Below are 18,828 nucleotides of genomic sequence, written 5' to 3' on the forward strand. Positions count from 1 at the left end.
GAAAAACGAATCAATCAACGCGTGAGATCATTATTATTCGGAAATGACCCAAAAATGGGCTTTAAAAAACCAAAGAGGCAATGCCTCCTTGGTTTCACTTGAACTCTTTTTTTACATTTCTTGATCTACTTCAGCCTCAGATGCTTTAGTATCAAATTGAATACCAACGACATGAATATTGATTTCATTAATCGTCAAGGCAGTCATGTTCAAAAGAGTTTGACGGATATTTTCTTGGACAGCAGTGGATACCTTTGGAATGGATAGGCCAAATTGAACCACACAGTATACATCGATTGTGATGCCTTCATCAGAGACATCTACTTTCACACCTTTACGGTGATTTTTCTTACCAAAGCGTTCTGCTACATCAGCAGCGAAATTGCCGCGCATTTCGGCAATGCCTTCGACTTCTGAAGCGGCGATCCCAGCAATGACCTCAATCACTTCTGGTGCAATTTGCACTTTTCCCAATTGATCTTCATCAAGGTTCATTTCAAGCAAATTGTTTTCTGACACGATCATTCACCTCCGAAAGCTATGATTATTTCATGATTTGGTATGTTTCTAAAAACTTCGTATTAAAATTACCGCTCACAAATGTTTCATGCTCAAGCAATCTTAGATGGAATGGGATCGTTGTGTAGACTCCTTCAATGACGAATTCTTGAAGCGCGCGTTTCATTCTCGCAATCGCTTCTTCTCTCGTCTTACCATATGTGATCACCTTTGCAATCATACTATCGTAATATGGCGGAATCACATAGCCCGGATAAGCGGCTGAATCAACACGTACTCCTAGACCGCCTGGCGGAAGATACATTTTAATTTCACCAGCTGATGGCATGAAGTTTTTCTCTGGGTTCTCTGCATTAATACGGCATTCGATCGCCCATCCTGCATATACGACATCCTCTTGTGTAAGAGAAAGTTTTTCACCTGATGCAACTTTAATTTGTTCTTTGATCAGGTCAACACCTGTGACCATTTCTGTTACAGGATGCTCTACTTGAATACGGGTATTCATTTCCATGAAGTAGAATTTCTCTTCATTATAATCATAAATGAATTCGACTGTTCCAGCACCAGTGTATTCAACAGCTTCTGCTGCTTTTACGGCTGCTTCACCCATTTGCTCACGGATGTCTGCATTCAGCGCTGGTGATGGCGTTTCTTCAAGAAGCTTTTGCATTCTTCTTTGGATCGAGCAATCACGCTCTCCTAAGTGAATGGTATGGCCATGCTGATCTGCAAGCACCTGGATTTCCACGTGTCTAAAGTCTTCAATGAACTTCTCTAAATAGACGCCAGGGTTACCAAAGTTTTGCGCTGCTTCCTGCTGCGTGATGGTGACACCATTAATGAGCTCTTCTTCGGTACGAGCCACACGGATTCCTTTACCGCCGCCGCCGGCAGTTGCTTTAATAATGACAGGATACCCAATACTTGCTGCTGTTGAAACAGCATCATCAAGATCTTTTACAATTCCTTGAGAACCAGGAACAATCGGAACCCCGGCATCTTTCATTGTTTCCCTTGCGACATCTTTCGTTCCCATTTTGGAAATCGCTGACGCAGTTGGCCCAACAAAGATGACATTGCATTCCTCGCAAAGCTCTGCAAAGTCTGCATTTTCAGCAAGGAAGCCGTATCCTGGATGGATGGCATCTGTCCCTGTTAATTTTGCTACACTGACAATATTCGTGACATTTAAATAACTATCTTTTGAAGCAGTCGGTCCGATGCAATATGCTTCATCAGCCATTTGAACATGAAGCGCATCGCGATCCGCTTCAGAAAATACCGCAACTGTTTCAATTCCAAGCTCTTTACAAGCGCGGATAATTCTAACTGCGATTTCTCCTCTGTTTGCAATTAATAGCTTTTTAATCATGATCGTACTCCTTACTCTGCTTTCACTAGAAAGAGGGGTTGTCCGAATTCTACAAGCTGACCGTTCTCAGCTAATACTTCGACGATTTCACCTTTTACTTCTGCTTCGATTTCATTAAACAGTTTCATCGCTTCTACGATGCACACAACTGTGTTTTCCTTCACCTTAGAACCTGTTGTCACGTATGGACCTGCTTCTGGTGAAGACGAAGCATAAAATGTGCCAACCATTGGGGATGTGATTTTATGCAGATTTTCAGACGCAGCTGCCTCTTGTGCAGGGGCTTCGGTCTGAGCTGGAGCTTGTGCTTTAGGAGCTTGTTGAGCTGGAGCTGCTTGGACAGGAGCCACTGGTGCCGCAACTTGCTGAACGACTTCTTTATTTTTCTTCAGTTTGATTTTTGCACCTTCGTTTTCGTACGTAAATTCATCAATTGTAGATTCGTCAATTAATTTAATCAGTTCATGAATTTCTTCAATTTTTAACATGGATTTGCACCCCTATGTATGGATTTATCTTTTTCTTATAGGCTAGTACTAAAAGTACATACTATAACCATCTTACAGGAGGATTTCAATGAATTCAACTACTATTGTGGCGAAGCGCCTCGCGAAAGCACCTTGGAGAGGGCGCCAAACCGCATCAAAAAACGCCCTTTTCGGCAAAGGGCGCCTGTTCATTTTTTATTGATTGGAGGGCTCAAAAGTGACAGCTACGTTATCAAGACCTCTCATTTCTTTTGTGACCATATCAATAATATCGGCCGCTTGGGACTTTGATTTTTTGTCAGAACGAACCGTGATGCTCACTTTATCTCCCTCTGCACTCACTAGCGCATCTTTATATCCTTTTGTTTTAATTAAGGTTTCGAGCTGACGCTCCGTCCCTTCTGCCTCACTAAGCGCTGTCATTTGATCATACGCTTCACTTTTTTCTTGTGCTGTTGCATCATCACTGGATACGATTTCGTTGAACTCTTCGCGCTGTTTGCTTCGTTTATCTTCAAGCTCTAATCTGTATGTTGTAAAAAGCTCATCGTCTGTTTGCTCCGACACAGCCTTTCCTTCTTCACCGCTTGTTTCGATATCCTCTTGTTTGCCATTTGTTTCTTTGTCAGTGGACTTCTCATCAGTGCCTTTTTCCGTTCCTTTGTCCGTCCCTTTTTCTGTTTCAGTCTTTTTCTCTTCCGTTCCTTTTGATTTCATATCTTCTACTGTCACTGCATTTTCACCTTGTGGAGACATGATATAGTACACACTTAAGACGACAACTAAACTTAGCATCGTTAATAGCCAAACCGTTTGTTTTTTTAACATCATTCCGAATCCTCCTTGATTTTTTTAGGGGCAACAGCCACTCTATGGCTCGGTACATCAAGCACTCGTGTAACCGCTTCAATGATGGTTTTCTTTATTTGAACGTTGTCTACTCCTTGAGCAACAACGAGGACACCGCGAATATCTGGTTTTTTCGTTTGAACCACTACAGGTGTTTCTTCATTGCCATTTTTGATGATGACGATTTCTTCTTCTTTTGTTTGATCAGTGACACTTCGCACGCCGCCTTCTTTATCTGTTTCCTCGGTCGTTGTGCTTTTATTGGATTTGTTTTTTTCAAACACTTTTAAAGAAGTTGCGTCTACATTGACCACAATCGATACATCCTCAACGCCAATGATGGTCTCTAAAATTTCTTTCAGCTGATTTTCGTATTCTTGCTCCACATCCTCAATCGAATTCTTTGATTTACTTGACGATGCCGGTTTGAATACCTCCTGCTCTTGTGAGGATGTTTTTTTAGAAGCAGGAACAGCAGCCTGTTCTTTGCTTGATGGCGGTGACAAGATCTGACTGACTAACATGAAAGATACGCCGATGATGAATACAAGCAGCAAGTAATGGTGCTTCGTTAATTTTGGTTTCCCTTCACCTTTTTCAGGCGGCTGCAAGAATGATTTCAGCTTTTGTTTCCAGTCCTTGTTATTCATGATCTGCTGCGTCACCTCCCTCAATGTTCAGCGCAATGTGCTCAGGACTCGTATTCCAAACATCAGCAAGTGTCTCTTTCACCCTCGTGATCTCTTTGCTAGAAGATTCAGCGCTTTCCTCCTTTTGCGTGGAGAGATCAATGTCCACCTTTGCCACCGTTTCTACAGCATCACCTGTGAGCGGGGAAAGAACTGCTTTGATGCGAAATTGATCCGCCTCCATATTCTGATCCAGGTGCTCCTCATCTGCCAGCACTTCTACGTGTTTCATTTCATAGCTCTCCTTCTCCAGTGGCTCCTTTGCGCTTTTTTCTAGTTGGACAGCCATTTGCTTTAAAATATATGCACGCTGAGAGGCTTGTATTTCTTTTTTTTCTAAATTCATCTGATTTTTTATTTCTTCTGACTGTGCTTCTTCCTTCCCCTTCATCAATTCTGAGAAAATTTGATCAGGGTCTGCCCGAAATAAAGCAAAGATCGGATTGAGCATCACCACAATCAATAGCAGGCTGACGACCATTTTGGCATACTTTTGCATGCTTGAATTGGGAAGCAGAAGATCAATGACAATCGCAAATAAGATAAAGAGAATAATACTTGTGATCCATTCCGTGAGAAAACTCAAAAGGTGTCCCTCCTTACTTCATCATCATGGTCAAGTTGCCAGCAGTGATAATGACGGTAATGCTTAAAAAAAACATGAGCGACACGACAGCAAGTGCGGCAAAGATATAAAGAACACTTTTTGAAATGACATCAAGACAGCTGATGATCGGTCCGCCTCCTAATGGCTGAAGAATGGCTGCGGCAAGCTTATATATAAGGGCTAGTGAGAGCACTTTAATCGCCGGGAAGGCGGCAATTGAAATGAGAATGGCGACGCCAACAAGTCCGACCGTATTTTTGAGTAACACAGAGGCACTGATCACGGTATCCGTCGCATCTGTAAACATTCTGCCAAGGACAGGGATGAAATTTCCGGTAATAAATTTGGCTGTACGAAGAGCGATTCCATCCGTAATTGCAGCAGATGCACCTTGCACAGAAATGACGCCAAGAAAGACAGTTAAAAAAACGGCTAACCCGCCTATCGCCACATTTCTTAACAGCTGGGCAAGCTGGGTGACCTTGTATTGTTCGGTCAGCGTACTGACAATGCTCAATATCGCAGATAAAAAGATAAGGGGAAGAACGACATATTGAATAAAAACGCCGCTCGTATTCATCAAAAATAAAATAACTGGATGAAAGAATCCGGCTGAGACAAGCCCGCCTGATGAAGCAATAAGTGCTAATAAAAGAGGAATAAGAGCAAGAATAAAACTGGTCATCGTTTGAATGGCTTCTGTTGCATAAGAAATCGCCACATGAAAGCTGTTGAGTGCAATAATGATCAGCACCATATAAACAAGAGCGTATGCGACTTTACTGACGGTGCTTTGCTCAAACGCATTCTGCAAAAGCTGCAAAAGCGAACAAAAGATGGTGAGTAAAATCAGTGTACCTAGGAGCTTTCCGTTTGCTATGACCTCGTGAAAAAGATAATGAACAAAGGCTTTCAGCCATGTTTGGGGAGACAGCTCTTTATCGCCATCAATCATTTCCTTCACTGTGCCTTTTTGGCTTTCTGGCAGAAAGCCGCCATACTCGTCCAATATGGTTTCCCAAAAGTCATTGATGGATTGAAGCTCTAATGCATCAGCCTGTCCATTCGCCACTTCCTCTGCTGCTGGTTCTTCATTTGATAAAGGTACTTTCTCTTCTGCACCTGCATGCGGAGCGATCAACCAGAAGAAAAGCATCAGTCCCATAACAGCTGTCACCCGTTTCATTGTCATCACCTCTTTTCAATTACGTCATGGACGGGATCATACCTAAGATGGTCTCAATGATGACTGTTAAAATAGGGACTGCCATGACCAAGATGAGAATTTTGCCGCCAAGCTCTATTTTTGATGCAATGGCGCCTTGTCCAGCATCTTTTGTCAGCTGGGCGCCGAATTCTGCAATATAGGCAATGCCAATAATTTTTAAAATGGTTTCAACATACTTCATATTGACGCCGGCGCTTGCCGCAATTTTTTCAATCATCGAGATAATGGCATAGATTTGATCAATTAAATAAAGAAAAATCACACATCCTGTAAAAACAACAAGCATAAAGGCGAAGGTCGGCTTTTGTTCTTTGACGATTAATGCTAAAAAAGTAGCGATTAAACCAAGTCCAACAATTTGTATGATTTCGATTTGTAAGCCCTCCCCTATCCTTGAAATAGAAATACGGCTTTAATCTTTTTAAACAAATCATCTACAATGGTTGCTACCATAAACAAAATGTAGATAAACCCAAGCAGCGTGACCCACTGAGCGTACTCCTTTTTCCCCATTTGATCTAAAATCGTATGGAGGAATGCCACAACGATGCCTACTCCCGCAATTTGAAAAATGACGTTTACATCAACGCCCATGCTCTCGACTCCCTTCCTCTCACATCAATAAAAGAATCAGTAGTAATCCGCTTAAAAATCCGAGGCTTCTGATCATTTTTTCATTTTTTGCTTGGGCGATTTCAGCTTCCTTCTCCTCCGATTCCAAATGACCTAAAGCAAGCTTGATATATTTTTGCTGAGACGTGACATCATGCTGGCCAAGTGTTTCTCCAAAGTGTTTCAGTGCCTCATATTCGCCTTTTTTCAAAACGGTTTTTTTCCAAACATCCTCAAGACTCTCATTCCATGCATGCCGTGCCGAAAAAGTTCCGACTTTGAGTTTTTCTGCAAATTGTTCAAATAACCGATTCACAGGAGGACCTACTTGCGACGCAATTTGCTCTGCAGCCCGCGCTAGAGGTGTTTGGCCATACATAATTTCAGCTTCAAGAGACTGGAGCGCAAACCGGAGCTGCCGAATTTGTTTCGGCCGGTCGCTATATCGTTTGGCAAACTCGAACCCTCCCCAAGTCGTAGCCGCGACAATCAAGATAGCGCCAATGAGCTTTAACATACGTCCACTCCCCGCCTCCATTTCATCTCTTGTCCGTCTTGGTCATATATCCGCCTAATCGTGCCGGGACCATTCTTGCGATTTAATTCAACATATCGTTCAAATACTCGAAGCTCCCATAACGGCTTCAATGATGGACGTTTATACACATCTTCAAGTGAATAGCCATGAACTGAGACGATAATGGTGACTCCGGCATGAATCGCTTCTAAAAGTGCCTGTACATCCTCGCTTTTTCCGATTTCATCGACAATCATGACCTCTGGACTCATAGATCGAATCATCATCATCAAACCTTCAGCCTTTGGACACGCATCGAGCACATCAACCCGGTGTCCAAACTGGTGCTGCGGCACCCCTCTTATACACCCAGCGATTTCGGAACGCTCATCTATAATGCCTGTTTTTTTAGGAGGAATTGCTTTTGTGCCAGTACTAGCCAGTCTTGCTACATCCCGCAATAATGTCGTTTTCCCTGTTTGCGGTGGACCGATGATGAGTGTATTGCACCAGTGCTCGTCATATAAATAAGGAAGAAAGGGAAGCGCAATCCCGATTTTTTCTTTTGCGATGCGGATATTAAATGAAGAGATATCTCTTAATCCTTTGACAATGCCGTTTTCAACGATCACCTTTCCTGCAATTCCCACCCGGTGTCCGCCAGATATGGTGATGTAGCCTTGCTTTAGCTCTTCTTCAAGTGTGTACATGCTGTAATTGCTCAGCCTGCCTAATAGCTGAGACGCATCTTCTCCTGTTGTGCGATAAGAAAGAAAGCGCGGTTTTCCTCTTTGCATCAATTCAATAGGACGATCCGTGCGAATGCGGATTTCTTCTATTTGATCCCATTCTGCTTCTTTTAGCAGTCTAAGTTCTTGTCCAATCGAGTGCGGGAGAATATCCAACAAACTCCGCAACGAATTCCCCTCCTTTTTTTCTTCTCTAAAATGTATGATGGGAGCCGTTAATTATGCCAAGCCGTTTCACTTATAGATCCCAACAAGAATAAACACGACACCAATGAAAATAAAGACGAGCTTGGCATAGGATAACTGCCCTGCAATTTGATAGATTCCAATCGTCATCGTGATAATAAAAATGAGCGGCCCAATGATCGCCAATATACTATTGATGACAACCGCTTTTCGAACGTCATTTGTGACTAAAATGAGGATGGCGGCCGTCAGTTCAATCGCTGCCGATAAGAACCTCATGCCGGCCATTGCAGCTACTGACGGATGGATGCCTGGGAAAAGAAATGGTTTCATATAGAACCTCCAGCTTTTTTTACACTATATGCTTGTCTAGATGGAAGTAGTCTTGTTTTTCAGAAAGGAAAAGAGATGAATGAGAGAATTGAGAGAAGGTCTGCCTTTTGAGGAGTCTTACATGTTTTACAATAAAAAAAGACTGTAAACACGACGTTTACAGTCAAAGCGTGTAGACAAACCCTCGCATTCGGTGTCAGTCCTGCGCGCCGATGCTCACGAATGGCAAATTCGCTCCGCTTCGGTGCTCGTCCTTCCTAGACTTCAAAGGTTTTCTATCACGCTGAAAAGAAGACAAAGGGCTAAAATAAACGTCATTTTAGCCCTTTGTCAACAATCTAAAAAGACTGTAAACCTCGTGTTTACAGTCTTTCTTCGTTCATTACGCTCTTGACACGTATGAACCGTCTGATGTATTAATGACTAGTTTATCTCCTTGGTTCACAAAGAAAGGAACGTTGACGATTAAACCAGTTTCAGTTTTTGCAGGTTTTGAGCCGCCTGATGTTGTGTCACCTTTAATACCAGGCTCTGTTTCTACTACTTCTAGTTCTACCGTGTTTGGAAGTTCTACTCCAAGTGTTTCAGCACCGTACATCACAATTTGAACTGACATATTTTCTAGCAAATATTTCAGCTCATCTTTAATTTGTGTTTCACTTAGTTCAAGCTGCTCATAAGAACTTGTATCCATGAAGACATGCTGGTCGCCATTTGCGTACAAGTACTGCATTGTTTTTGTTTCAATTTGAGCTTTCGCTACTTTTTCGCCTGCACGGAATGTTTTTTCTTGAATGGCACCAGTACGCAGGTTACGCAGTTTCGAACGAACAAACGCTGCGCCTTTCCCTGGCTTTACGTGTTGGAAATCCACTACACGCCAAATACCGCCGTCCACTTCAATTGTCAGGCCTGTACGAAAATCGTTTACTGAAATCATTTTGTCATCCTCCTACATTTCACCATCATAATATGATAAGTTCTTTCGGTGAGTGGGTCAATCGTTTATTGCCGTCAGCTGTCAGGACAATATCATCCTCAATTCTCACGCCGCCGACATCCGGCAAGTAAATTCCCGGCTCAACTGTCACGACCATTCCTTCTTCTAAGACGACCTCTGATCGTGAGGAAAGGCCTGGCGCTTCATGTACTTCCATCCCTAGCCCGTGGCCAGTTGAATGCCCGAAGTATTGACCATAGCCATACTTTTCAATGATGTCACGTGTGATGCGATCAGCTTCTTTTCCTGTTAAGCCTGGCTTGATTCTATCCACACCAGCGTTTTCTGCTTCTAATACGATATGATAAATTTCCTTTAGTTTATCGCTTGGTGTGCCGACAGCAATCGTTCTTGTCATATCAGAACAATAACCTTTATAGTAAGCACCAAAATCGAGTGTGACTAAATCACCAGATTCAATCACCTTTTCACTCGCTCTTCCGTGCGGCAGGCTTGAACGAACACCTGAGGCGACAATCATATCGAATGAAGATCCTTCAGCGCCTTCTTTTCTCATGAAAAATTCAAGCTCGTTCATGACAGCAATTTCCGTCAAGCCCGGCTTGATGTAAGTGAGAATATGATCAAAGGCGTGATCTGCAATCTTCGCAGCTTCCTCTAATATCTTAATCTCTTCACTAGACTTAATCAAGCGCAACTTTTCAACTGATTCTGAGACCGGAACAAGCTCTATATCGCCTGCTTTATCTGCATACTGCTGGTACGTGGCAAATGTCATATGATGTTGTTCAAACCCAAGGCGTTTTATCCCAAATTCCTTTGCCGTTTGGGCTGCGGTTTCCACGATGTTTCCTTTATGTTCAATAATGTCGTAGCCTTTTACTTGGTCCTTCGCTTGCTCTGTATAACGAAAATCCGTGATAAAAGCTGCCTGGTCCTTTGAAACAACTGCAAGACCGGCTGAGCCAGTAAAGCTGGTCATGTACTGTAAATTAAAGCTGCTCGTAATGACAAGACCATCGATCTCTAATTCAGATAAAAGTGTTCTTAACTTTTCAAGTTTCATGATACTGCTCCCCCTTCACTCACTAAATAACGAATCGCCAATTTATACCCTTCTAAACCAAGACCAACGATTTGCCCTTGGCATACTGGAGCAAGTACAGAATGATGGCGGAATTCCTCTCTCTTATGAACGTTTGAGATATGTACTTCGACGACGGATAAAGAAATACTTGCAATGGCATCTCTCAGCGCATAGCTGTAGTGTGTAAAAGCACCCGGGTTAAACACGACTCCATCGTACTGATCTTCTGCCTCGTGGAGCGCATCAATCAAATCCCCTTCGTGATTCGATTGAAAGAACGTTAACTGGATATTGGCTCTTTCTGCAAACTGGAACAAATCCGTTTCTAAATCTGTCAGCGTCTTACTTCCGTAAACAGCCGGCTCTCTTTTGCCAAGCCTATTTAAATTGGGCCCATTCAGCACAAGAAAATGAGGCATACAACCACTCCTTCACCCTAATTCAATCTATATCGAGATCTGTTTCTTTTTCCTTAGAAACCTTTCGTTTCCAAAAATATTTTATCATATGAATAGGTGATTTACACTTTATTCTGTCTTTTTCCCGAGTGCCCTTGCAAGCTTCTGACTCGTTAATTCATTATATTCAAACGAAATACTGTACCCGACAAACATGCCATATAAAATATAAAGGCAAAATGTCGTGACGATGGTGCTTTGCTGCAAATCTTGGACTTGCTTTACATCTGGGAAAATCGGATTAAATACGTAAAAAACGAGCAGCCATAAAAGCGCGCCATATATCAGCCCCATCCAATAGCCTTTGATTCGTTTTAAAACCCCATAATAAATAAAGGCTGCTCCAATCGATAAAACCCCTAAAAGCACAATACTAATAAAAGTGCCAAGTCCTCCCTTTTTCCACTCTCCAAGCACAAATGGCTGAAGGAGCATATTGGGACTCACCTCTGAGAAATGAAACATATGGGTCAGAAACCCGATAAAGCCCCAAAAAACACCGCCAACAAAGCCTGTCGCAGCTGCTCTTGCCAACAGCGATGACGTTTGTACAGACTGATTTTTTTCTTCTTGGTTTTTCTTTTCATCACGTTTCATTTGTGAACACCTCCAGCAAGTAGTATGTCCAAAATGCCATAAAAAAAAGGATTTCCATCCGTGAGTGTAAAATTTTTATAACAGGGTATACTGGCTAAAAAGAGGTAGATAGAATTCTAGTAGATAATCGACCTGTGCGCTAGTGATTTCCCCTCATTTCCTGTACAATAAAGGTATAAGGAAATGCATGTAAATTACAGGAAACAGGCAGGTTGATGAAATATGTCCAATCAAACAAAACGTCCAGCATATGGAGGGCAGGCAGTTGTCGAAGGTGTCATGTTCGGAGGTAAAAAGAACTATGTGACAGCGATTCGGCGAAAGGATCAGTCCATTGAGTTTTTGAAGCTTCCCCGGACCTCCAATAAACGAACCGTCTTTCTCAAGAAAATCCCCTTTGTCAGGGGTGTTGCTGCACTTGTTGAAGCAAGCGCAAATGGCAGTAAGCACTTGAACTTCTCCAGCGAGCGCTATGACTTAGATCCTTCAGAAGATCATACTCTTGAAAAAGAACAAAAAAGCTCGAAATTATCCATGATTTTCGGCATTGCTGTAATCGGAGTTCTCTCTCTTCTCTTTAGTAAATTTGTCTTTACCCTAGTACCTGTCTTTTTAGCTGAACTGGTGCGGCCCGTCTTTTCAGGGAATTTCGCACAAATCGCAGTGGAAACATTCTTTAAACTGGTCCTGTTATTAGGCTACATTTACTTTATTTCCATGACCCCTTTAATTAAAAGGGTATTTCAATATCATGGCGCAGAACATAAAGTCATAAACTGCTATGAACAGAATCTTGACATCACAGTGGAAAATGTCCAAAAACAATCACGGCTGCATTATCGATGCGGCAGCAGCTTTATTTTATTCACTGTCATTGTCGGAATGTTCGTCTATTTACTCGTACCGACAGATCCTTTATGGGTGAGAGTTCTGAATCGCTTGGCGCTCATTCCGGTTGTTCTGGGCATTTCATTTGAAGTGCTTCAGCTCACGAACAAACTCCGAGAAGTGCCTGTGCTTAAAGTGCTTGGCTATCCTGGCCTTTGGCTGCAATTGCTCACAACAAAAGAACCCTCTGGCGATCAAGTCGAGGTAGCCATCGCAAGTTTTAATGAACTTCTTCGTTTAGAGGAAGCGTCTGAGAAACAAGCGTCAGATTCTGCTCATCAAGTGATCTAACTTATAAATCCGGTAAATTCCTTCGGAGGTGGACAGTTATGAATCGCCGAGTACATCCTGCTTTTACCATTATTTTCGCTTTAGGTATTTTGGGATTTGTGTATTTACTCACAACGAATCCAGGCAGACTTTTTACAATGCTGCTATCAGTTGTGATCATTGGAGCGGCTCTATTTTTCCTATTTAGATGGCTGATGAATCGAAGAACTGGAACAGAGGGCAATCTTTATCGTAAAGCAGTCAAACAATCAAAACGTCGCTACCAGCAGCCTAAACCAAAAACGAAAAGCCAGATGAAAAATCGGGTCACTCATTTGCGAAGCGTGCCGACTGACCACAAGTCTAAGCCCGTCCTTCTCAAAAAGAAAAGCCAAACACAGTTAACTGTGATTGAAGGCAAGAAAAACAAAAAGAAAAATCGCGCCTTGTTTTAAAATGTCCAGCTTTTTAAAAATTGCTCGGCTTTCTGTCTGCCTAGATCGACAAGCGCCTTTTTCTTTTCTGTCATCAGATGAAAATCAGTGGCAATGACGTGTTCTACAGGAATAAAAATAACATGACGTTCGTGTTTTGTGGCAATGTGTCTTTCGTCATGAGCACCACGCATCGTTTCAAAAAGAGCGCCAAACAGTTCAAACGCATTGCGGATGGAGTGTTGAGGGCGTTCTTTTTCGTTTGGGGTTAATGTGACACCGACGAACGGTCTTTTTTTCTCTTCCGCAAACAACCAAATTGGAAAATTGCTAAGCACTCCTCCATCCACAATGGTACAAATGCCTTTTGATGACCTTAGTTTGACAGGCTCGAAAAAATACGGCAGGCTGCAACTCATCCGAATCGCCCTTGCAACGGAAAAGCGCTCTGGATTTAAGCCGTATGAAGGAAGGTCGTCTGGCAGCACGAGGATTTTCCCATTTGTTAAATCAGAGGCAACAATTTTCAGCGAATCTTTTTTGAGATCTCCAAATACGGTGACCCCTTTTCGTTTCAACACATCTGTCAGCCATTTTTCCAGCCGGTCGCCTTTGTACAGACCGAGGCGCCAGTAAATGGATACCCACCTGAGCATTTTAAACGGAATGAATTGGCATCTCCTATCAAGCAAATGATGTTCATCCATTTCATCTAAAAGCTCCCGAATCTCCTGACTTGTAAAACCTGCTGCGATGAGTGAAGCAATGATCGCTCCAGCACTTGTACCAGCAAGACGGACAAATTGATATCCTCTCGCTTCAAGCGCTTCATAGGCACCCGCAAGTGCTGCCCCTTTAATGCCTCCACCTGAGAACACACCATCTATCTTCATCAAGGAGCCCCCTTTGATATCACGCTATTAATAGTGTAAGAGCATATGCTTTCAATTAGAACTTTAATCAAAAAGGACACCCATGCTGAGGGTGTCCTTTCAGCGTGTAGACAAACCCTCGCATTCGTTGTCAGGTCTGCGCTCCGGTGCTCACGAATGTCAAATTCGCTCCGCTCCGGTACTCGTCCTTCCTAGACTGCAAAGGTTTTCAAGTCACGCTGAAAAAAAAGAAGACCAAGGGCTAAAATATGAAAGAACACCCTTGCTGAGGGTGTCCTTTTTCTTAAGATTCTTGATTTGTTTGTTCGTTTTTCTTTTGAATCGCTTTCAGCTGAACAGATCGCTCGTCGTTTTCTTCAAAGAATTGAACGAGATCGCCGATGCGGTCAATGCTGTTCCAGCTGAGATGATGTTCAATGCCTTCTACATCATCATAAATTTTCTCTTCATCTACACCAATGATTCTTAAAAATTGCTCTAGCAGTTCATGTCTGTATACGAGACGTTTTCCAATTTTTTTGCCTTTCGGGGTTAAAATTAGACCACGATACTTCTCATAAATGAGGTATTCATCTTTATCTAGCTTCTGAACCATTTTTGTTACAGAGGAGGGATGGACAGCGAGTGCTTCTGCAATATCAGAGACTCTGGCATATCCTTTTTCTTCTATCAGCATATATATTTGTTCAATGTAATCTTCCATACTAGGTGTAGTCATAAAACCCCTCCATAATGCACCTTTACTTAATAATCATAACAATTCTACACCATCGCCCATTAAAAAACAAGGAGTGTCCACTGTCTTAACGCTTGTAATTCCACTCGTCTGAGGCATATTTCGTTTTGGCGAGATGATGGACAAACGCTAATTCTTCATCTGTCAGCTCATAAGGCACAAGCTCAATATTTAACCCTTTTTCAAATCCTCGTTTAAACGCAACACGCGCATCGTCTATTGTACAAGTTCGGTCTGAGATTTCATTGATGGCGACCGCTTTGTTTTTAAAGCTCCGCTGCATCCGCTCTCTCACACGGTCGTTTGGATAAAGAAATAAATCGAACAATTTGTCCTCATCAAGGTCAATTAAGATGGAGCCGTGCTGGAGGATCACTCCTTTTTGTCTCGTTTGAGCACTGCCTGCTACCTTTCTGCCTTCTACGACAAGCTCATACCAGGAAGGAGCATCGAAGCATACAGACGATCTTGGATTTTTTAAGCTTTCTTTTTCTTTATCTGTACGAGGAATGGCAAAATATGCATCGAGTCCCAGTTCTTTAAAGCCCTCTAAAATGCCTTCTGAAATGACGCGGTATGCCTCTGTCACCGTCGCTGGCATTTCTGGATGTTCCTCTGACACAATCACGCTGTAGGTCAGCTCCTGATCATGAAGAACCCCCCGCCCTCCAGTTGGTCTGCGGACAAACCCAAGACCATAGCGCTCGACTGCTTCCATGTTGATTTCCTTTTCAACATGCTGAAAATACCCAACAGACAATGTCGCCGGATTCCATCCATAAAAACGGATGACAGGCGGGATGAGCTTCTCACTATGCCAATAAAGCAAGGCTTCATCCATTGCCATGTTAAAGGCAGGGTCTTGATTTCCTGTATCAATGAAACACCATTTCTCTTTTTGCATATAAAAATCCCTTCTCTTTTACGTAGTCAATGTTAGATGATGGTGATGGCCACCGGTTTTCTCTCTTCATCAGTCTATCAAATAGGGAACGAATTGAAAATAATTCTTACCATTTATGATGACAAGTTTCTTTTGCTTTACTATAATAGTATTTGTCTAAAACGTACCATCAGACAGGCTACTGTGCTGATGCTCAAGAAGGAGTCGAGTTGTATTGTCAATATTCAACTATATCGTCCTCTCACTTTGTGGACTTTTCGTTCTTTATTCCATCGGCAGCTACATTTATCAGCAGCGCATTATGAAAACGCTGACGGAAGCAGAATTTATTAAAGGTTACCGCAAAGCTCAACTCATTGATGTGAGAGAGCCAAATGAGTTTGAAGGCGGACATATTTTAGGGGCAAGAAACATCCCCCTTTCCCAGCTAAAGCAGCGCAAAAATGAAATTCGTCCTGACAAGCCTGTTTATCTCTATTGCCAAAACAATTTAAGAAGCGGAAAAGCAGCTCAAACTTTACGTAAAAACGGCTGTCGTGAGATTTATAATTTAAAAGGCGGCTTTAAAAAATGGGGCGGCCGCATCAAAACGAAGAACTAACAAAAAAGACTCTGGGAGCGTGATCCCCCTGAGTCTTTTTTTCTTTATCTTTCAAAAACGAGGACTGGATTCCGCGCGGCCTTTGTTTCGTCCATTCGTTTGACGACCGTCGTATGCGGCGCTTCCTGTACCACTTCTGGATTCTCTTCTGCTTCTTTGGCAATCTGAATCATCGCTTCGATAAAGGCATCAAGAGTTTCTTTTGATTCTGTTTCAGTTGGTTCAATCATGATACATTCCTCTACATTGAGCGGGAAGTAGATCGTTGGCGGATGATAGCCAAAATCAAGTAATCGTTTGGCAATATCGAGTGTCCGCACACCTAATTTTTTCTGACGTTTACCTGAAAGAACAAATTCATGCTTACAGTGACGGTCAAATGGCAAATCGAAATGAGCACTTAAGCGGCGCATCATATAGTTCGCATTTAACACGGCATTATCAGTTACAGCCTTTAAGCCGTCTGGACCCATAGAGCGAATGTACGCATATGCTCTGACGTTAATGCCAAAGTTGCCATAGAACGGCTTCACGCGGCCAATTGATTCTGGTCGATCATCATCAAAGTAAAAGCGGCCTTCCTTCTTCACAAGCACCGGCTTTGGCAAGTATGGGATCAAATCCTTTTTGACGCCTACAGGACCTGAACCAGGGCCTCCGCCTCCATGTGGACCTGTAAAGGTTTTATGGAGATTTAAGTGAACGACGTCAAACCCCATATCCCCCGGTCTTGCTCTGCTTAAAACGGCATTCAAGTTGGCTCCGTCATAATAAAGCTTACCGCCAGCTCCATGAACGATTTCAGCCATTTCTAAAATATTTTCTTCGAATAGACCGAGTGTATTCGGATTCGTCAGCATTAAAGCAGCTGTTTCTTCATTGACAACACGGCGCAGGTCCTCTAAATCAACAAGCCCATTCGTATCAGATGCGACGGTAATGGTTTCAAATCCGGCCACTGTCGCAGATGCCGGGTTCGTTCCATGGGCAGAATCAGGCACAATGACTTTTGTTCGCTTATGGTCTCCTCTTGCTTCATGGTACGCACGGATCATCATGAGTCCTGTCCATTCCCCGTGTGCTCCTGCCGCAGGCTGTAATGTCACAGCGTCCATCCCCGTAATTTCTTCAAGATGAGCACCCAGGTCGTGGAGTAACTCTAATGCACCTTGCACAGTGCCTGCCTCCTGTAGTGGATGGACTTGCGCGAAGCCTGCAAGGCGTGCGACCTTTTCATTAATCTTCGGATTATATTTCATCGTACAAGAGCCAAGAGGATAAAATCCGGAATCGACCCCATGATTACGTCTTGATAATGCTGTATAATGACGCATGATATCAAGCTCAGATACTTCTGGAAGCTCAGCATCCTCATGACGGATATACGTGTCATCAAATAAAGACGGGATCTCCTGTTCAGGTACATCTAAATCAGGCAGGCTATAACCAATTCTTCCTTCTTTGGATAATTCAAAAATAAGCGGCTGATCTTGTTTATTCATGGCGATCCCCCAATTCCTTAATGAACGTATCAATTTCTTCTTTCGTTCTTAGCTCTGTTACGGCGACAAGCATGTGATGTTGAAGCTCTGGGTAGTCTATCCCTAAGTCATAGCCGCCGATGATTCCTTTTTCAAGCAATCGTTTATTGGCTTCTTTCACAGGCTCTTGTAATTTGATCACAAATTCATTAAAATGGGCCCCTTCTACATCAGCAAGCAGTCCATATGCTTCTGCCTGCTTCTTCGCATAGTGGGCTTTTTGCACGTTTTGATAGGCGATGTCTTTGATGCCTGTTTTTCCGAGTGCTGTCATGGCAACGGAAGCGGCTAATGCATTTAATGCCTGATTCGAACAAATATTGGACGTCGCTTTATCTCTCCGAATATGCTGCTCACGCGCTTGAAGGGTCAGCACAAACCCACGAACACCATTTTCGTCTTCTGTCTGCCCGACTAAACGACCTGGCACTTTTCGCATCAACTTTTTCGTCACAGCAAAATATCCGCAATGCGGTCCGCCAAACGCTGCTGGAATGCCAAACGGCTGTGCATCACCAACGACAATGTCTGCCCCAAGTTTTCCTGGCGGCGTCAGTAACCCGAGTGCAAGCGGATTGCTTGAGACAATGAACAGACTTTTCCCTTTATGCGCAATAGGTTCAATGTCTTTTAACGGTTCGACGACACCAAAGAAGTTTGGATATTGCACAAGAACTGCTGCTGTATCGTCGCAGACGGCCTTCTCTAATGCTACTAGATCCGTCTGCCCTTTTTTTGCAGGCACTTCAACAACTTCGATGTGCTGTCCTTTGGCGTATGTTTTTAGCACTGCTCTTGATTCAGGATGAACTGTTTCAGAAACAACCACTTTTTTCTTTTTTGTATGTCCCGCAGCGAGCATCGCCGCTTCAGCTAATGCCGTCCCGCCATCATACATCGAGGAGTTAGCAAGATCCATACCCGTCAGCTCAGCAATCATTGTTTGAAATTCAAAAATGGCCTGTAATTCACCTTGCGAAATCTCCGGCTGATAAGGTGTGTATGCTGTATAAAATTCAGAACGTGAGATGACATGATCAACAATAACAGGCTGGTAATGATCATATACACCGGCACCAAGAAACGATGCATAGGAAACCGTATCTTTATTCTTTGCAGCTAATCGGGATAATTCCCTTACGAGCTCTGTTTCAGATGCGGCTGGTTTAATGTTGTATGCTCCTTTAAATCTCACTTTTTCTGGGATATCTGAAAAAAGCTCATCAATCGACTGAACGCCGATGACATCCAGCATTTCTTTTTGATCTTGCTCTGTTTGCGGCAGATACCTGTGCTTCATCCTCTA

Annotated in this window: 24 protein-coding genes; 3 read left to right on the forward strand and 21 right to left on the reverse strand. The window is 42.9% G+C overall.

Going from position 1 to position 18,828, the window contains the following annotated elements:
* Window positions 1–111 precede the first annotated feature (111 nt).
* The 16 genes from C6348_RS06655 to C6348_RS06735 form a co-directional block, all read right to left on the reverse strand.
* Window positions 112–519 carry an Asp23/Gls24 family envelope stress response protein gene (locus C6348_RS06655; protein WP_034661256.1) on the reverse strand — a complete coding sequence of 136 codons (408 nt, stop codon included), beginning with the start codon at window positions 517–519 and terminating at the stop codon, window positions 112–114.
* Window positions 520–544: 25 nt separating this feature from the next.
* Window positions 545–1,894, reverse strand: coding sequence for an acetyl-CoA carboxylase biotin carboxylase subunit (gene accC / locus C6348_RS06660; protein WP_034661258.1), 1,350 nt, complete (start codon window positions 1,892–1,894; stop codon window positions 545–547).
* A gap of 11 nt (window positions 1,895–1,905) precedes the next feature.
* Window positions 1,906–2,382, reverse strand: a complete 477-nt coding sequence (gene accB, locus C6348_RS06665; protein WP_034661259.1) for an acetyl-CoA carboxylase biotin carboxyl carrier protein — start codon at window positions 2,380–2,382, stop codon at window positions 1,906–1,908.
* Window positions 2,383–2,577: 195 nt separating this feature from the next.
* Complete coding sequence (locus C6348_RS06670) at window positions 2,578–3,210, reverse strand: SpoIIIAH-like family protein (RefSeq protein WP_034661997.1); 633 nt, start codon at window positions 3,208–3,210, stop codon at window positions 2,578–2,580.
* Window positions 3,210–3,881: a stage III sporulation protein AG gene (gene spoIIIAG, locus C6348_RS06675; RefSeq protein WP_034661260.1), complete on the reverse strand. Its 672-nt coding sequence runs from the start codon at window positions 3,879–3,881 to the stop codon at window positions 3,210–3,212. The genes C6348_RS06670 and spoIIIAG overlap by 1 nt, the downstream gene beginning before the upstream one ends.
* Window positions 3,874–4,506, reverse strand: coding sequence for a stage III sporulation protein AF (spoIIIAF, locus tag C6348_RS06680; protein ID WP_034661262.1), 633 nt, complete (start codon window positions 4,504–4,506; stop codon window positions 3,874–3,876). Before spoIIIAF ends, spoIIIAG begins: the two co-directional genes overlap by 8 nt.
* A gap of 13 nt (window positions 4,507–4,519) precedes the next feature.
* Complete coding sequence (gene spoIIIAE, locus C6348_RS06685) at window positions 4,520–5,713, reverse strand: stage III sporulation protein AE (protein ID WP_034661263.1); 1,194 nt, start codon at window positions 5,711–5,713, stop codon at window positions 4,520–4,522.
* Between the two features lie 19 nt (window positions 5,714–5,732).
* Window positions 5,733–6,146 carry a stage III sporulation protein AD gene (gene spoIIIAD / locus C6348_RS06690; protein ID WP_087978339.1) on the reverse strand — a complete coding sequence of 138 codons (414 nt, stop codon included), beginning with the start codon at window positions 6,144–6,146 and terminating at the stop codon, window positions 5,733–5,735.
* Window positions 6,143–6,349 (reverse strand): stage III sporulation protein AC, encoded by a 207-nt coding sequence (spoIIIAC, locus tag C6348_RS06695; RefSeq protein WP_003153142.1) that lies wholly within the window; start codon window positions 6,347–6,349, stop codon window positions 6,143–6,145. Before spoIIIAC ends, spoIIIAD begins: the two co-directional genes overlap by 4 nt.
* 19 nt (window positions 6,350–6,368) lie before the next feature.
* Complete coding sequence (gene spoIIIAB, locus C6348_RS06700) at window positions 6,369–6,884, reverse strand: stage III sporulation protein SpoIIIAB (RefSeq protein WP_106042387.1); 516 nt, start codon at window positions 6,882–6,884, stop codon at window positions 6,369–6,371.
* Window positions 6,878–7,801, reverse strand: coding sequence for a stage III sporulation protein AA (spoIIIAA, locus tag C6348_RS06705; RefSeq protein ID WP_066030674.1), 924 nt, complete (start codon window positions 7,799–7,801; stop codon window positions 6,878–6,880). The genes spoIIIAB and spoIIIAA overlap by 7 nt, the downstream gene beginning before the upstream one ends.
* Before the next feature lie 66 nt (window positions 7,802–7,867).
* Window positions 7,868–8,152, reverse strand: a complete 285-nt coding sequence (locus C6348_RS06710) for a YqhV family protein (RefSeq protein ID WP_066030673.1) — start codon at window positions 8,150–8,152, stop codon at window positions 7,868–7,870.
* A gap of 382 nt (window positions 8,153–8,534) precedes the next feature.
* Complete coding sequence (gene efp / locus C6348_RS06720; RefSeq protein ID WP_012010541.1) at window positions 8,535–9,092, reverse strand: elongation factor P; 558 nt, start codon at window positions 9,090–9,092, stop codon at window positions 8,535–8,537.
* A gap of 25 nt (window positions 9,093–9,117) precedes the next feature.
* The gene (locus C6348_RS06725; protein ID WP_060596826.1) at window positions 9,118–10,179 is read right to left on the reverse strand and encodes a M24 family metallopeptidase; all 1,062 of its coding nucleotides are present in this window, start codon (window positions 10,177–10,179) and stop codon (window positions 9,118–9,120) included.
* Complete coding sequence (gene aroQ / locus C6348_RS06730) at window positions 10,176–10,619, reverse strand: type II 3-dehydroquinate dehydratase (protein WP_003215787.1); 444 nt, start codon at window positions 10,617–10,619, stop codon at window positions 10,176–10,178. The genes C6348_RS06725 and aroQ overlap by 4 nt, the downstream gene beginning before the upstream one ends.
* A 108-nt stretch (window positions 10,620–10,727) precedes the next feature.
* Entirely contained in the window at window positions 10,728–11,255 is a 528-nt protein-coding gene (locus C6348_RS06735) for a YqhR family membrane protein (protein ID WP_034661269.1), read from the reverse strand.
* 222 nt (window positions 11,256–11,477) lie between these two features.
* On the opposite strand from C6348_RS06735, the gene C6348_RS06740 reads away from it, so the two are divergent.
* Together C6348_RS06740 and C6348_RS06745 are read left to right on the forward strand one after the other, a co-directional pair.
* Entirely contained in the window at window positions 11,478–12,434 is a 957-nt protein-coding gene (locus tag C6348_RS06740) for a DUF1385 domain-containing protein (protein ID WP_106042390.1), read from the forward strand.
* A 38-nt stretch (window positions 12,435–12,472) separates the two neighbouring features.
* Window positions 12,473–12,868: an SA1362 family protein gene (locus C6348_RS06745; RefSeq protein WP_034661271.1), complete on the forward strand. Its 396-nt coding sequence runs from the start codon at window positions 12,473–12,475 to the stop codon at window positions 12,866–12,868.
* Here C6348_RS06745 and C6348_RS06750 read toward each other — a convergent pair.
* From C6348_RS06750 to C6348_RS06760, 3 genes are all read right to left on the reverse strand, one after another.
* Window positions 12,865–13,740, reverse strand: a complete 876-nt coding sequence (locus C6348_RS06750) for a patatin-like phospholipase family protein (protein WP_034661272.1) — start codon at window positions 13,738–13,740, stop codon at window positions 12,865–12,867. The two genes, C6348_RS06745 and C6348_RS06750, sit on opposite strands and share 4 nt — an antisense overlap.
* A 283-nt stretch (window positions 13,741–14,023) precedes the next feature.
* Window positions 14,024–14,458: a transcriptional regulator MntR gene (gene mntR, locus C6348_RS06755; RefSeq protein WP_003215946.1), complete on the reverse strand. Its 435-nt coding sequence runs from the start codon at window positions 14,456–14,458 to the stop codon at window positions 14,024–14,026.
* 85 nt (window positions 14,459–14,543) lie between these two features.
* Window positions 14,544–15,380 carry a lipoate--protein ligase family protein gene (locus C6348_RS06760; RefSeq protein ID WP_003216009.1) on the reverse strand — a complete coding sequence of 279 codons (837 nt, stop codon included), beginning with the start codon at window positions 15,378–15,380 and terminating at the stop codon, window positions 14,544–14,546.
* A gap of 220 nt (window positions 15,381–15,600) precedes the next feature.
* Between C6348_RS06760 and C6348_RS06765 the strand changes: the two genes are divergently transcribed.
* Window positions 15,601–15,981 carry a rhodanese-like domain-containing protein gene (locus C6348_RS06765; protein ID WP_024718853.1) on the forward strand — a complete coding sequence of 127 codons (381 nt, stop codon included), beginning with the start codon at window positions 15,601–15,603 and terminating at the stop codon, window positions 15,979–15,981.
* A 44-nt stretch (window positions 15,982–16,025) separates the two neighbouring features.
* On the opposite strand, the gene gcvPB is transcribed toward C6348_RS06765, so the two are convergent.
* The gene (gene gcvPB, locus C6348_RS06770) at window positions 16,026–17,483 is read right to left on the reverse strand and encodes an aminomethyl-transferring glycine dehydrogenase subunit GcvPB (protein ID WP_106042392.1); all 1,458 of its coding nucleotides are present in this window, start codon (window positions 17,481–17,483) and stop codon (window positions 16,026–16,028) included.
* Entirely contained in the window at window positions 17,476–18,822 is a 1,347-nt protein-coding gene (gene gcvPA / locus C6348_RS06775) for an aminomethyl-transferring glycine dehydrogenase subunit GcvPA (protein WP_106042394.1), read from the reverse strand. Before gcvPA ends, gcvPB begins: the two co-directional genes overlap by 8 nt.
* Between the last annotated feature and the right edge of the window lie 6 nt (window positions 18,823–18,828).

Source organism: Bacillus sp. YBWC18, assembly GCF_002998775.1.
GTDB lineage: Bacteria > Bacillota > Bacilli > Bacillales > Bacillaceae > Bacillus.